This window comes from Marinobacter nanhaiticus D15-8W (genome assembly GCF_036511935.1).
GTDB classification, from domain to species: domain Bacteria; phylum Pseudomonadota; class Gammaproteobacteria; order Pseudomonadales; family Oleiphilaceae; genus Marinobacter_A; species Marinobacter_A nanhaiticus.
Genome location: NZ_AP028878.1, coordinates 1,970,554 through 1,984,153 on the forward strand (window position 1 = coordinate 1,970,554; position 13,600 = coordinate 1,984,153).

The 13,600-nt window shown below is 56.2% G+C and carries 12 protein-coding genes; 6 read left to right on the forward strand and 6 right to left on the reverse strand.

What is annotated here, in order from left to right; translation table 11 throughout:
- Positions 1-8 precede the first annotated feature (8 nt).
- The 5 genes from tviB (at position 9) to RE428_RS08910 (ending at position 5,247) form a co-directional block, all read left to right on the forward strand.
- A complete protein-coding gene (tviB, locus tag RE428_RS08890; protein WP_004581649.1) occupies positions 9-1,271 on the forward strand; it encodes a Vi polysaccharide biosynthesis UDP-N-acetylglucosamine C-6 dehydrogenase TviB in 1,263 nt (420 codons plus the stop codon).
- Between the two features lie 344 nt (positions 1,272-1,615).
- The gene (locus RE428_RS08895) at positions 1,616-1,984 is read left to right on the forward strand and encodes a histone-like nucleoid-structuring protein, MvaT/MvaU family (protein WP_004581650.1); all 369 of its coding nucleotides are present in this window, start codon (positions 1,616-1,618) and stop codon (positions 1,982-1,984) included.
- A gap of 258 nt (positions 1,985-2,242) precedes the next feature.
- On the forward strand, positions 2,243-3,649 hold the full coding sequence (locus tag RE428_RS08900) for a mannose-1-phosphate guanylyltransferase/mannose-6-phosphate isomerase (RefSeq protein ID WP_004581651.1): 1,407 nt from the start codon (positions 2,243-2,245) through the stop codon (positions 3,647-3,649).
- Positions 3,650-3,760: 111 nt separating this feature from the next.
- A complete protein-coding gene (locus tag RE428_RS08905; protein ID WP_004581652.1) occupies positions 3,761-4,762 on the forward strand; it encodes a P-loop NTPase family protein in 1,002 nt (333 codons plus the stop codon).
- Between the two features lie 110 nt (positions 4,763-4,872).
- Entirely contained in the window at positions 4,873-5,247 is a 375-nt protein-coding gene (locus tag RE428_RS08910; protein ID WP_004581653.1) for a hypothetical protein, read from the forward strand.
- Between the two features lie 80 nt (positions 5,248-5,327).
- On the opposite strand, the gene RE428_RS08915 is transcribed toward RE428_RS08910, so the two are convergent.
- The gene (locus RE428_RS08915; RefSeq protein WP_004581654.1) at positions 5,328-5,855 is read right to left on the reverse strand and encodes a cold-shock protein; all 528 of its coding nucleotides are present in this window, start codon (positions 5,853-5,855) and stop codon (positions 5,328-5,330) included.
- A 192-nt stretch (positions 5,856-6,047) separates the two neighbouring features.
- Between RE428_RS08915 and RE428_RS08920 the strand changes: the two genes are divergently transcribed.
- A complete protein-coding gene (locus RE428_RS08920) occupies positions 6,048-6,266 on the forward strand; it encodes a SlyX family protein (RefSeq protein WP_004581655.1) in 219 nt (72 codons plus the stop codon).
- Between the two features lie 190 nt (positions 6,267-6,456).
- Here the strand turns inward: RE428_RS08920 and dapE are convergent, their stop codons facing one another.
- From dapE to RE428_RS08945, 5 genes are all read right to left on the reverse strand, one after another.
- Entirely contained in the window at positions 6,457-7,590 is a 1,134-nt protein-coding gene (dapE, locus tag RE428_RS08925; RefSeq protein ID WP_004581656.1) for a succinyl-diaminopimelate desuccinylase, read from the reverse strand.
- A gap of 425 nt (positions 7,591-8,015) precedes the next feature.
- Positions 8,016-9,044 (reverse strand): 2,3,4,5-tetrahydropyridine-2,6-dicarboxylate N-succinyltransferase, encoded by a 1,029-nt coding sequence (gene dapD / locus RE428_RS08930; RefSeq protein WP_004581657.1) that lies wholly within the window; start codon positions 9,042-9,044, stop codon positions 8,016-8,018.
- Positions 9,045-9,151: 107 nt separating this feature from the next.
- Entirely contained in the window at positions 9,152-9,490 is a 339-nt protein-coding gene (locus RE428_RS08935; RefSeq protein WP_004581658.1) for an ArsC family reductase, read from the reverse strand.
- A gap of 67 nt (positions 9,491-9,557) precedes the next feature.
- On the reverse strand, positions 9,558-10,757 hold the full coding sequence (dapC, locus tag RE428_RS08940) for a succinyldiaminopimelate transaminase (protein WP_004581659.1): 1,200 nt from the start codon (positions 10,755-10,757) through the stop codon (positions 9,558-9,560).
- A 42-nt stretch (positions 10,758-10,799) separates the two neighbouring features.
- Positions 10,800-13,469 (reverse strand): [protein-PII] uridylyltransferase, encoded by a 2,670-nt coding sequence (locus RE428_RS08945; protein WP_004581660.1) that lies wholly within the window; start codon positions 13,467-13,469, stop codon positions 10,800-10,802.
- Positions 13,470-13,600 lie beyond the last annotated feature (131 nt).

Sequence of the window (13,600 nt, forward strand, 5' to 3'; positions counted from 1 at the left end):
GAGTTAACATGAAAAAAATTGGAATTATCGGCTTGGGTTACGTTGGCTTGCCACTGGCCGTTGCCTTTGGCGAGAAGCGGGAAGTCGTCGGTTTTGATATCAACGGGAAGCGAATCGTCGAGCTCAAGCAGGGTGTGGACTTTACGCGCGAAGTGTCCAAGGAGGAACTGGCCGAGTCCAGGCATCTCTCATTTACGGACTCATTGGAAGGTATCAGTGACTGCCAGATCTACATTGTCACTGTCCCGACCCCGATTGATGAATTCAAGTCGCCTGATCTGACGCCGCTGGTAAAGGCTAGTGAAACCGTAGGCAAGGTGCTCAAGAAAGGCGATATCGTCATTTATGAATCGACGGTTTACCCCGGCGCTACTGAAGAAGTCTGTGTCCCTGTGTTGGAGAAGTTTTCAGGCCTGGCCTTTAACCAAGACTTCTATGCGGGTTATAGCCCAGAACGTATTAACCCCGGCGACAAGGAGCATCGCGTTACGACGATTAAAAAAGTAACGGCCGGGTCGACGCCTGAAATAGCGGATGAAGTCGACGCGTTATACGCCGGCGTGATTACTGCAGGGACCCACAAGGCAAGCTCCATAAAAGTGGCCGAAGCGGCCAAGGTCATCGAGAACACTCAGCGCGACGTCAATATCGCATTGATGAACGAGCTCTCGATGATATTTTGCCGTCTGGGTATCGATACCCATGAAGTGCTCGCTGCTGCCGGCACCAAATGGAACTTTCTGCCCTTCAAACCTGGACTCGTTGGCGGCCATTGTATCGGTGTCGACCCATACTACCTGACTCACAAAGCCCAGGCTGTGGGCTACCATCCGGAAATGATCCTGGCGGGCCGCCGTGTCAATGATGGTATGGGCGCTTATGCAGCGTCCGAACTTGTGAAAGGTATGATTAGGGCGGGGCAGACTATTTCCGGTGCCCGAGTGCTTGTCCTTGGTCTGACGTTCAAGGAAAACTGCCCGGACTTACGCAATACACGGGTCATCGATGTGATTCGCGAGTTATCCGATTTCGGTTGTAAGGTTGATGTTGCGGATGCGTGGGCAAATAATGAAGAGGCTGTCCACGAATATGGTATTTCGCTTTGCGAGTTGAGCGAGAAGCAGATATATGACGGCGTGATTTTGACAGTGCCGCATCGTGAGTATGTCGAGATGGGTGCGGAGGAAATCCGTTCGTATCTTAAATCGAGTGGCATTTTCTATGACTTGAAAGGCACGTTCGATAAAACGTCGTCGCACTTGCGCCTGTGATCTTCATCGGTTGATCCATATTGCAAAGCTGCCGTATACGAAAAGGACCTTTTTAAGGTCCTTTTTATTTCGGCGTAAGTTATCCACATTTATGACAACGGTGTCACACAGTAGCGTTTAATTGTCATAATTTGTTTAGTGTTCTATTATGACTGTCGTCAGATATGGCTCGGCAAAGATTTAGCTATTTTTGCCTTCCTCCCGACATTTTTGTTCAGCCAATTTTTCAAGCGCATATGAATAGATAGGTGATTTGAAGGGTTGGTAGTTTGAATCAGTAGCTAGCTTGAGCCTCAGTTAGTTTTGAATCACAGAAAGCTTGAACCAAGTAAGGGTATATATCCATGGCAAAGATCAATGAGTATTACCAGAAGAAACAGCTTATGGATAAGCTTGCAGATGAGCTGCGCAAACTCGAGGAAGACAATGCGCTGAAGCGCGAGCTTGAGTTTGAAGAGAAGATCCGCGGCTTGATGAAGGAGCACAACAAGTCTGCGAAAGACGTGCTGCAGGTACTGGGCGCAATCGATCCGTCTGTTTCCGGCGGAAAAGCCGAAGCGGCTTCAGGCTCACGTCCGAAGCGTCCGCTGAAAACCTACAAGAATCCGCATACCGGTGAGGTCGTCAAGACTCGCGGTGGCAACCATAAGACGCTGAACGAGTGGCGCGATAAGTACGGTAAGGAAGCGGTACAAGGCTGGCAGCAAGACTGATTTTGCTGAGGGCTCCGGCCAATGCGGTCGGAGTCCTTAAGTCTGGCGAGTTTCATTGTAATTTGAATGACTAACAGATGCTCCAGCATCGATCCGTTCGTTTGATGTGTGACTTCCTAAACACGTAAAGTTTCCCTCCTGATATATCTCCCTTTAATACTGTTTCAGCTTCTTAATCGTATTTCAGTGATATCCCACAGGAAACATGACCCCGGTTTGCGTTAGAATCGTCGGGAAATCTTCTGACAAGGATGCTGTATGCTAGCTGTCATTCTCTCTGGTGGATCCGGAACGCGCCTTTGGCCGCTCTCCCGCGAAGCCTATCCCAAGCAGTTTCTTCCGGTTGTATCCGACGAGTCCCTTCTAGCTGAAACCATAGACCGTGGACTCAAACTCGATCCGCAGACGAGAGTCATGGCGATCACCAACGAGGATCATCGGTTCGTAGTGGCAGCTCACATGCAGAAGATGGCGGCTGGGAAAGTGGATGGCATCATTCTCGAACCGGTGGGCCGAAATACAGCGCCGGCAATCGCGCTGGCGGCACTGGCGGCAGCAGAGAGCGATCCCGAAGAACTTTTGCTGGTGATGCCTTCCGATCACGTTTTGCGGGATCGAGCTGCATTCGCTGATGCCGTGCAGATAGGTGCTAAAGCCGCAGCGTCGGGCAAGCTGGTCACCTTTGGCGTCGTCCCCACGTCGCCTCATACCGGATACGGCTATATTCGCGGAGGCGACCTGGCGAACGGCTATGCGCCTGTCGATGCGTTTGTGGAAAAGCCCGACGAATCGACGGCAAAGTCGTACCTCGACCAAGGTGGCTACTACTGGAATAGCGGCATGTTCCTGTTCCGGGCTGATCGCTATCTCGAAGAATTGGGCAGGCACAATCCGGACATGCTTAAGGCCTGCAAGGCGGCCTTCGCTGGCCGTGAGTCGGATCTCGATTTTGTTCGTGTGGATCACGAGGCCTTCGAAGCCTGCCCCGACGATTCAATTGACTACGCCGTTATGGAAAAAACCAAGGATGCGGTAGTCGTTCCGCTCAATGCGGGTTGGAGCGATGTCGGTTCCTGGTCCGCACTCTGGGAGATCCAGCCTCAGGACGAACACGGCAACGTCTGTCGTGGCGACGTCATTACGGAGGACGTGAGCGGTTCCTACATACACTCTGAAGGTCGTCTTATCGCTGCATTGGGTGTGAGCGACCACGTGATCGTCGAGACCGACGATGTTGTCCTCGTGGCGGATAGAAATCGGGTCCAGGATGTGAAGAAGCTCGTGGCCCAGGTTAAAACCCTGGGGCGGGAGGAACATCGCTTCCATAAAAAAGTGCATCGTCCCTGGGGCACCTACGAAGGCATAGCCATGGGGGAGCGTTTCCAGGTGAAGCGTATTACCGTTAACCCCGGGGCTTCCCTCTCTCTCCAGAAGCACCATCATCGAGCGGAGCACTGGATTGTCGTGAAGGGCACCGCTGCAGTCGTTCGGGGGGATGACGAAATCATGCTGACTGAGGATCAGTCGACCTATATCCCGGTCGGTCATCGCCATCGACTAACCAATCCGGGTGTAATCCCGTTGGAGCTGATCGAGGTGCAGACCGGCAGCTACCTCGGTGAGGACGATATCGTTCGCTACGCCGATACCTATAATCGCGCCTGACCAGACTACTTTACGGATCCAGGCGAACTTTGCACAGGATGTGCGATCGAGGGCTCGCGCTCTTGATGTTCGACGACGTGCTCTTGTAGTTCTAAAAAAGGAAGTTACCCAATGTCTGATTGGCCAGGGAATGGCTCAAACTCAGCAGGTGCCGCCACACCTAACGTACTTGCCAAACCGGCATCAACCCTAGAGCTGGACTTTGCAGACGACGTCGCAGTCCGATTGGCGGCGTCACCCAAGGCCTTGTTGTGGCTGAAAGGGCCCATGGGGTCCGGGAAGACAACATTTCTACAGCAAAGCGTTCAGCAGTGGCCGTTTCCAAGCCTGTGGTTGGATCTCCGCCGCGAGTGTGAAGTGATGGCGGATCAATCCGGCATCATAGGTGAAACGGCGGCGAAGGGATCTCTGGCGCTGGTGTTGGATGACATGACGCCAAGGGATCTTGCGACGCTGGTTTCAGATCCTCTACATCCTGCCTCCCAAATCGTGCCGAAGCATGCGGGTCCCATCCTGCTGGTCAGTGAGGATGTTGACGAAGATGCTGCAGCGGAGTTGTCTGCGCGAACAGGACGGACTCTGCGGATGATGGCGATGCCGCCCAGCAGCCCTGAGCAGCGGTTAAGCATTCTCCGCGCTCGGCAAAGCCGGATCGAGCGCCAGATGCGCGTTCGAATCCATCCCGATGCTATGCAGCGGGCCGCCCGAGGTAGAGCACCCGGCTGCGCGGAGACACCGGGTATGGCCATATACTGGCTGGAGGCGGCGGCCACACGGGTTTGTCTGAGAATGATGCACGGGGACACCCATCTTCGTGCCTTACAGGCTCAGGTCGACGACCTTAATCGTGCGCTTTTGGTTGCTCAAGCCCGTGGTCAAGATGTCGAAGGGCTACGGTGTCAGTTGGAGCAGCTTGACATTGAATACGCTGCCTATCTCATTGACTGGCGTGAGCGCGAGCGAAAAGGGGAGCTCTATTTGGTCACGGCGTTTGATGTGGAGCACGAGATCGAAGTCGGGAAAAGCGATTTCAAAAACCAGGCGGGCGACGATGCTGTCGAAAGTGTCTCCCGTAACAATAATGACGAAAGGCCGCTTTGCCGTTTTGGTTGATTGGCATCGCACTTGGTCGTTATTGCCGCTTACGGCTGCCTGGGGCATCATGGCGGTTTTAATCATGGCTGCCATGAAAAGCCTGACGTGACCGGAGGCCCACAGAGTCCATGCACGATTTGGAAATCTACGTGAAGGAGCTTGCACACGACCCTATTCGCCATTGGCTGGGGGAGTCCCTGGAAGATCTGCAGTTAGAGCAAAAAGGCTCCAAAGGCGTGATCACCGGGGTGGGGTTTTACTGTGACCACAAAGTCCGGGTGTCCCTTTATCCCGGGGCGTTCAATAAACACTTCACCTGTGTCGTGCTGGAGGGTGAGGAGTTGCCATGGCGTTCAGATCTCGACTGTGCGCGAAATGCCTGGCGTCACCTGGATACGGAAATTCGCTGTAGTCCCGGTAACTGGAAGGAAGGCGATCCGGTTGAAGATGAGAAGTGGTGGAGGATCGATTCCCGTGGGGAGCAGAAAGTAGTCTGGAATTGAACGGCTGCGTGGAATCTGACGCCGGCCTCCTTCCCGTTTTATACGGGAGACTATCCTGAGGCCGGCCAGAGTGGTAGGTCTTATTCGTCGAGAATGCTGACGTTGTCCGCCTGAAGACCTTTGTCGGCCTGGACAACATCGAAGCGCACCAGCTGTCCCTGGCGGAGCACCCGACGGCCGCGCCCACGAATCGCCCGGAAATGGACGAAGACTTCGTCACCGCTGTCACGAACGATAAAGCCAAAGCCTTTCTTCACGTTGAACCACTTAACCGTGCCTTCCTCGTCACCTTCGGGACCAAAATCGTCCTCGAAGCCATCGCCTTCGGGGCGGTTGGACTGCTGAGTACGCGTTTGGGAAGCACCTTGTGCCAGGGCGACGGTCAGGAAGCCGGCAGCGCCAAACAGGATAACTGCGATGACGTAGGCAGCAATGCCCTGAGCGCTGCCAAGAACGAACGGTGTATTGGTTGCCAGTTCACTGGAGCCTGACTTCGACAGGATCTGGAAAAGCTCCGGGGTGAAGGTGACCAGGCAGAAGGCGAGGATGAAGGGAGCGGGGATAGCGATTAACAGGGCAACAAGAATCGCTTTCTTTGGATTACGCATGAGACGTCTTATTCTCCATAATCAAAAACACTAACGGCCTGATTTCACGTAAAATAGGCTACCAGGCACAGACGGAAATGCCGGTCTGGGCAGGAAAACAGGGCCCGTTCCGTGCAAGCGCAGCATGATAACAGATCATCCTGCGAACGACCCAATCTGTGGGCTTTAGCTTTGACGTCAGGGGAGTCAATAATGAGCTGGGAAGATCTGGAAGCCAGATTGGTTGAGCTGGAAACCCGTGTGGCGTTCCAGGACGATTTGATTGCCACCCTCAGCGAGCAGGTTTCTCGTCAAGAGATGGATCTTCGTGAGTTGTGGGAAGCCAAGAGGTTGCTGAAGACGCAGCTTTCCGAAATGTCGCCTTCGAATATCAAGCGGGAAGAGGATGAGGCGCCGCCGCCGCATTATTGATTTTCGTTGACGGGGAAGGGTGATCCTAAATTGCTAGATGCTATATTTGGGTGCTGGACAGGGCGCCTGTGGCGCCTCAGAAGCTGAAGCTTCTGCTACATACTCGAGTTGGCTGAGAAATGTAGCCGACGCTTCAGCTTCGGAGCAGCCCGCAGGGCTGCTATGAAATTCGATCTACTCCATGAGTAATCTATTCCACCAACAGCCGCACAAGCATCTCTTCGTAGATTGCCGACAAGGTATCCAGATCTTCCGCTTTAACGCACTCGTCGGTCTTGTGGATCGTTGCATTCACGGGCCCCAATTCAACCACCTGTGCACCCGTCGGCGCGATAAAGCGACCATCCGACGTGCCGCCGGACGTGGAAAGCTCAGTCTCTCGCCCTGTCACAGCCTTAATACCCTTTGATGCGGCATCAACCAGGGAGCCGCGCTCGGTGAGGAACGGTTCGCCACTGAGGTGCCACTGCAGGTCATATTTCAGCTTGTGCTGATCGAGTATGTCGATAACCCGCTGCTGGAGGCTTTCGGCCGTATTTTCAGTGCAGTAGCGGAAGTTGAAGTGTACGGTCAGTTCGCCGGGAATAACGTTGCTGCCGGTACCCGCATCGACCTTGGTGATCTGGAATGTTGTGGCTGGAAAGAACTCGTTGCCCTGGTCCCACTCGGTTTTAGCGAGCGCATCGAGTGCTGGCGCAGCCGTATGTACCGGATTCTCTGCCAAGTGGGGATAAGCCACGTGTCCCTGGATGCCGTGCACCGTGAGGTAGCCGTGCAGTGAACCTCGGCGTCCATTCTTGATCACGTCGCCCACCTGATGGGTGCTTGACGGTTCGCCGATAAGACACCAATCGATTTTCTCGTTACGTTTCTCGAGCGTCTCGACTACCTTGACGGTGCCGTCCAGCGCCGGACCTTCCTCATCGCTGGTGATCAGCAGCGCGATAGAGCCCTTATGATCCGGATGCTGTGCCACGAAGCGCTCGCAGGCCGTTACGAAGGCCGCCAGGCTGCCCTTCATATCCGCAGCGCCCCGGCCATAGAGGTAACCATCGCGGATGGTTGGTTCGAAAGGTGCGATTGACCAGTTCTTTTCCGGACCCGTGGGCACGACATCCGTATGGCCTGCAAACGCGAGCACTGGTCCTTCGGTGCCACGGCGTGCCCACAGGTTGTCGACATCCCCGAAGCGCATGGATTCGCCCTTGAACCCCAGTGGTTCGAGATGCTGCATCATTAAAGCCTGGCAGTCGGCGTCGTCCGGAGTGACCGAGCGGCGGCGAATCAGGTTCATGGCGAGTTCAAGGGTAGGGGATAACTGCATGCTAGTCTCTTTGGTTGGCATTAATCGATTTACGTTCCGGTAACTCGAGTATGTAGCGGAAACTTCAGCTCCTGGGGCGCCGGAAGTGCATTCACTATAGGGCGGCAGTCTCGCGGCACGTACCGTAACCCTCGGCAGCCTTGCAGGCTGCTCCGAAGCTGAAGAGGGTGTTGCAAAAGTAGCCGTATCTCCAAAGTACCGGCATAAACTCCCTCTCCCCTCGCGGGAGAGGGCCGGGGAGAGGGGCAGCGCCGTCAGGCGCCCATCGTTGCCAGAGCCGACTTCGAGCGAGGCTTTCGCCTCGTCCCCCTCTCTCCAAACCTCTCTCCCGCCAGGGGAGAGAGGCTTCAAGCTGCAAGCTTTTGCAACACCCTCTGAAGCGTCGGCTACATTTAGCGACTAACTCGAGTGGTAAAACGGTCTGCTTAGTTATTGGCGTGTAACGCCTCATTCAGCTCAATCGCTGTCTTGTTGGTCTTGCACTCGACTGCGCCGTTCTGCGAATTCCGACGGAACAGCAGGTCAGGTTTGCCGGCGAGGTCGCGGGCTTTGACCACCTGGACCAGGTCGTTCTTGTCGTCCAGGACGGCAACCTTGGTGCCAGCCGTGATGTAAAGCCCTGCCTCGACGGTGGTGCGATCGCCCAGTGGAATGCCGATACCGGCGTTAGCGCCGACCAGGCAGTTCTCGCCCACCGAAATAATGATATTGCCACCACCGGAGAGGGTCCCCATGGTGGAGCAGCCACCGCCCAGGTCGGAGCCCTTGCCAACCATGACGCCAGCGGAAATGCGCCCTTCGATCATGCTGGTGCCTTCGGTGCCGGCATTGAAGTTGATGAAACCTTCATGCATGACGGTCGTGCCTTCACCGACATAGGCGCCGAGCCGGACCCGTGCGGTATCGGCGATCCGCACACCGCGAGGCACCACGTAGTCGGTCATCTGCGGGAACTTGTCGACCGATTTCACCTCGAGGGTAGTGCCGGCGGTACGCGCATCCATCTGACGCTCGGGCAGTTCATCAAGATCGATTGCGCCTTCGTTGGTCCAGGCAACATTGGGGAGTAGGCCAAAGATGCCGTCCAGTTTGAGACCGTGCGGCTTCACCAGGCGGTGGGAGATCAGGTGGAGCTTGAGGTAAACCTCGGGTGTGCTTGATGCCGTATCATCTGTTTCAAGGATAGTGACAACGGCGGGGCGTTTGCTTTCAGCCGCCTTCGCCGCGAGGCGAGACTGGTCTTCGATGCCTGCCTGGTGAAGACCGTCGGCAAAGGCTTTCAGCTGGTCCGGGCTTGCTTCGATGGCCTGGTTGCCACCCTTGTAGTCGAGGGTATTGCCAGCAATTTCCACGACAGTCGCTTCCGGCATGTAGAGCGGTTTCTGGTAGAAGGTCTCCAGCCAGTCGCCTTGTCTGTTCTGGGTGCCGATACCGATGCCGAATGCGAAACTCATGAGGTTGCTGCTCCTTGTTCTCGAATGTTCTATAAAAAGCTTTTGGAGTGATCTGCAAAAAGCTTCTGGAAATTGTTTGCAATAAATGCGCGTTGTCCTGGTTCGGACTAAAAGGTTGAGGCCCATTCGTCAGCGTTGAAGCCGACACTTACCTGGCCCTGATGCTCGACGACCGGACGTTTGATAATAGAGGGATTCTCTTCCATCACTGTGAGCGCTGAATCGCGGTCTATATTATCACGAACCTCGTCTGGCAGTTTGCGCCAAGTGGTACCGCGCCGGTTGAGGAGCGTTTCCCACCCGACCTGGTTTTCCCAGGCTGTGAGTTGCACTCGATTGACGCCTTCTTTCTTGAAGTCGTGGAAAGCGTAATGGCGGTTGTTCGAGTCCAGCCACTTCAGGGCCTTCTTGACGGTATCGCAGTTCTTGATGCCGTAGATGTCCATGATTGTTCTCTTCGTTACTACTCGGTCGTTAAGGGTTTAGGCGTCGCTATTTGGAAGCAAGAAACGTCTACCTGGTTTGCTGGATAAACTGACGAATACGCTTTGCCGCTTCGATACACTCGTCCAGCGGCGCAACCAGCGCCATGCGCACGCGGTTTTCTCCCGGGTTGTGGCCGTCGATGGTGCGGGACAGGTATCGACCGGGTAGTACATGCACGTTCTCGTTTGCAGCCAGGTCGCGAGCGAAGATATCGTCGTCGAACGGCGTTTCCGGCCAAAGGTAGAAGCCGGCATCCGGGGCTGAGACCCGCATCACTTCCGAAAGAATGGGAACCACGGCGTCGAACTTCTGCCGATAGGCGATCCGGTTCTCCCGCACGTGGCCTTCGTCGCCCCAGGCGGCGATGCTCGCAAGTTGGTGCTGAATCGGCATCGCCGAGCCATGGTAGGTGCGGTAGCGCAGGTATTCACCCAGTATCCTGGCGTCACCGGCGACGAAGCCGGAGCGCAATCCGGGGAGGTTGCTGCGCTTCGACAGGCTATGGAAGACGATGCAGCGGGCGTAATCGTCGCGGCCAATCGCGGCACAAGTCTGGAGCAGCCCTTCCGGTGGATTGTTCTCGTCAGGGTAGAGTTCGGAATAGCACTCGTCGGAGGCGATCAGAAAATCGTGCCGGTCCGCCAGTTCGATCAGGTGCTTGAGGGTATCCCTCGGAATAACGGCACCGCTGGGATTGCCGGGCGAGCAGAGGAAAAGGATCTGGCATTTATCCCAGACCGATCCGGGAACCGCCCCAAAGTCCGGGATGAAGTGATTATCGGCATCGCAAGGCAGGTAGTGTGGTGTTGCGCCCGCGAGAAACGCTGCGCCCTCATAGATCTGATAGAACGGATTGGGGCTGACGACCGTGGCATCGGCAGTCGGCTCGATAACCGCCTGGACCAGCGAAAAGATCGCCTCCCTGGTGCCGTTAACCGGAATGATGTAGCGGTCGGCTGTTAGCGTACCGGGGGACAGCTCGAACCTCGCTGTTGCCCATTGCGCGATGGCCTCCCGTAACTCATCCATCCCCTTCGTGGTGGGGTAATTGGCGAGTTTATCCAGATTGTCCCGAATAATGTCTTGGACGAACCCTGGCGACGCATGTTTGGGCTCGCCAATGGACAGGGCGATAGGCGAAATTCCTTCTGGAGCGATGATACCGGCCTTGAGCTTGGCAAGTTTTTCGAACGGATAAGGGTGCAGGCGGTCAAGGTTCGGGTTCATGGTAGGTCTCGGGAGTGGGTCTGGTTCAACATTTCGGATCGTCTAGACGCCGACGTTTTCATCGAGCTGGCGGCACAGGTCGTCCTGCAGATCCTGGCAGGTTGTCGGGTCGCTCAGCGGGGCGCCGTGGTCGTCGGTGACGAAGAAAACGTCCTCGACGCGCTCGCCCAGGGTGGCGATCTTGGCGTTGGTCAGGCGTACGCCATGATCCAGGAGGATGCGGCCGACTCGAGCCAATAACCCTGGACGGTCCGGCGTGATCACCTCCATGACGGTACGCTGGTTGACGGTGTCATTGGAGAAGGTCACCTGGGTCGGGAATGAGAAGTGCTTGAGCTGCCGTGGTGTGCGGCGTTGGATAATGTCCGGGTAATCTTCCGGGTCATCCAGTTCCTCGATCAGGCGCTCACGTACCCGCTCCTTACGGGCCGGGTCCTTGCCCAAGGGCTGGCCTTTTTCGTCGAGCACGACGTAGGCGCTGATCGAGTAGGGGCCTTCGCTACTGCTGATCCGGGCGTCGACGATGTTGAGGTTCAGCTGTTCGAGCACCGCGGTGGTGGCCGCGAAGAGGGCGGCACGATCCTTCATGTAGATGACGATCTGGGAGTAGCCGTCGCTGGGGCCGCCGCGGGTATCCCGAATCATCACCAGTGGATCGGGATTGTTGCCGTGCCGGATGATGGCGGCAGTCTGCCAGGCAATATCGACCGTCGAGTCCTGCAGGAAGTAGTCCTCGTCCATCACATCCCAGATGGCATTGATCTGGTCATCGGTAATGTTCTGCGCCAGCAGGATTTCGCGGGCCTCGGACTGGGTGGCCTGGATCCATTCATTGCGGTCGACCGGCGTCTCCGTGCCGCGCCGCAATGCACGTTTGGCCTCGATATAAAGCTGGCGCAGCAGCGAGGCGCGCCAAGTGTTCCATAGTTTGGGATTGGTGGCGCTAATGTCGCATACGGTCAGCACATAGAGGTAATCCAGGTGCACCTGACTGGGTACCGCCCGGGCAAAGGCATGGATGATGTCCGGATCTGAGATGTCCTTACGCTGGGCCGTCATGGACATTAGCAGATGGTTTTCCACCAGCCATGCAACCAGTTGCGTGTCCCGTTGGCTGAGATGATGCCGTTCACAGAAGGAAATCGCTTCTTCGGCACCGAGCTCCGAATGATCGCCGCCACGGCCCTTGGCAATATCGTGATAGAGCCCGGCAATATAGAGGTTTTCCAGTTTCGGCAGGCGATGGATCAGCCGAGAGGCGAGCGGGAAGTTGGTTAGGGCCTCCTCGCTACGCATCTGGACCATATTGCGGATCACGCGCAGGGTGTGCGCATCCACCGTAAAGATATGGAACAGGTCGTACTGCATTTGCCCGATAATCTGACCGAATTCAGGTAGGTAGCGGCCCAGCACGTTGTACTTCTTCATGAAGGACAGCGTCTGATCCAAAGCATGAGGTGTGCGCAGCAGTTCCATGAACAGCGTGGTGACGGCCAGGTCTGAGCGGAACGCATCGTCGATCAGGTGCCGGTGGGCTCGCAGGGAGCGAATGGTCGTCGCGCGGATACCCCGGATCTCCGGGTTCTGTGCCATCAGTACGAAGATTTCCATCAACGCATAGGGTGCGTAGGCAAAGACCTGGTTGTTGATGGCTTCGATATAGCGGTTGCGCACCTGGAAGCGTTTGTTCAGCGGCCGGATATCCTCGTCCTTGTCGGATCCGAGAATAGCCTCGTCGTAGTATTGCAGGATCACATCCGCAAGCTCCGCCAGGGCAAGGACGGTGCGGTAGTATTCCTGCATCATGATTTCCACCCCCAGGCGCTTGCCTTTGTCACGGTAGCCGAGCATTTCGGCCAGGGCACGCTGGTGGTCGAAGAGTAGGCGGTTCTCGTTGCGATCGGCAATCAACTGGAGGCCATAGCGCAGGCGCCAGAGGAAGTTCTCGCCACCGAGGATGATCTGGTATTCCTCCTCGGTGAGGATGCTGAACCGCGTCAGGTCGGCGATCGATTCCAGACCGAAGTGGCGTTTCGTGATCCAGCCTATGGTCTGGATGTCCCGCAAGCCGCCCGGCGAGCCTTTGATGTTGGGCTCCAGGTTGTATTCCGTATCGCCGTATTTTTCATGCCGCTGGCGCTGCTCCTCGCGCTTGGCAATGAAGTAGGCGCGATCATCGCTGACTTCGTCTGAATAGACCTGTTCTGAGAGCACCGCCCGCAGGCTATCCGGACCGGCGATTGTTCGGGTTTCCAGGAGGTTGGTCAGTATGGTCACGTCATCGCGGGCGGCGGCCTTGCTTTCATCGATGCTGCGGACGCTGTGGCCAATATCGAGCTTCAGGTCCCAAAGCAGCGTGATAAAGGCGGTTAGATCCTCCTGCCACTCGGGGCGCACCCTGTCGCGGGTCAGGATCAACAGATCGATATCGGAATGAGGGTGAAGTTCACCGCGTCCATATCCGCCCACCGCAACCAATGCAATGTCCCCGGATTGGGAAAAGGGATAGCGTTGCCAAAGCAGGGACAGGACCCGGTCCACCGTAAGTGCCCGGGCCATAACCAGTTCGCGAATATCCGCGCCGGTCTTGAAGGCGTCGGCGTGGGCCTTGAAGGCTTCACTTAATGCCTTGCGCGCGGGGCTGATCGGTGAAGGCGCTTCCGCGATCTGGGATTCCAGGCTGGCTTTATCTAGGACGTCAGCAGTCGCCATCTTAACAATGCCTCAGAGGCTGATTAAGAGCAGGATCGGTTTGTGCCCGCCCTGTCTGGCAGCCCTGCGGGCTGCTCCGCAGCTAAAGCATCGGCCACATTTGGGTATTACTCGAGTATGTAGCAGAAGCT

Bases quoted from the DNA above. Each gene is read 5' to 3' on its own strand.
- dapE (WP_004581656.1), bottom strand. From the start codon at position 7,590: ATGCAGTTATCCCCTACCCTTGAACTCGCCATGAACCTGATTCGCCGC.
- RE428_RS08910 (WP_004581653.1), top strand. From the start codon at position 4,873: ATGCACGATTTGGAAATCTACGTGAAGGAGCTTGCACACGACCCTATT.
- RE428_RS08935 (WP_004581658.1), bottom strand. From the start codon at position 9,490: ATGGACATCTACGGCATCAAGAACTGCGATACCGTCAAGAAGGCCCTG.
- RE428_RS08920 (WP_004581655.1), top strand. From the start codon at position 6,048: ATGAGCTGGGAAGATCTGGAAGCCAGATTGGTTGAGCTGGAAACCCGT.
- RE428_RS08945 (WP_004581660.1), bottom strand. From the start codon at position 13,469: ATGGCGACTGCTGACGTCCTAGATAAAGCCAGCCTGGAATCCCAGATC.
- RE428_RS08905 (WP_004581652.1), top strand. From the start codon at position 3,761: ATGTCTGATTGGCCAGGGAATGGCTCAAACTCAGCAGGTGCCGCCACA.
- RE428_RS08915 (WP_004581654.1), bottom strand. From the start codon at position 5,855: ATGCGTAATCCAAAGAAAGCGATTCTTGTTGCCCTGTTAATCGCTATC.
- tviB (WP_004581649.1), top strand. From the start codon at position 9: ATGAAAAAAATTGGAATTATCGGCTTGGGTTACGTTGGCTTGCCACTG.
- RE428_RS08895 (WP_004581650.1), top strand. From the start codon at position 1,616: ATGGCAAAGATCAATGAGTATTACCAGAAGAAACAGCTTATGGATAAG.
- RE428_RS08900 (WP_004581651.1), top strand. From the start codon at position 2,243: ATGCTAGCTGTCATTCTCTCTGGTGGATCCGGAACGCGCCTTTGGCCG.
- dapC (WP_004581659.1), bottom strand. From the start codon at position 10,757: ATGAACCCGAACCTTGACCGCCTGCACCCTTATCCGTTCGAAAAACTT.
- dapD (WP_004581657.1), bottom strand. From the start codon at position 9,044: ATGAGTTTCGCATTCGGCATCGGTATCGGCACCCAGAACAGACAAGGC.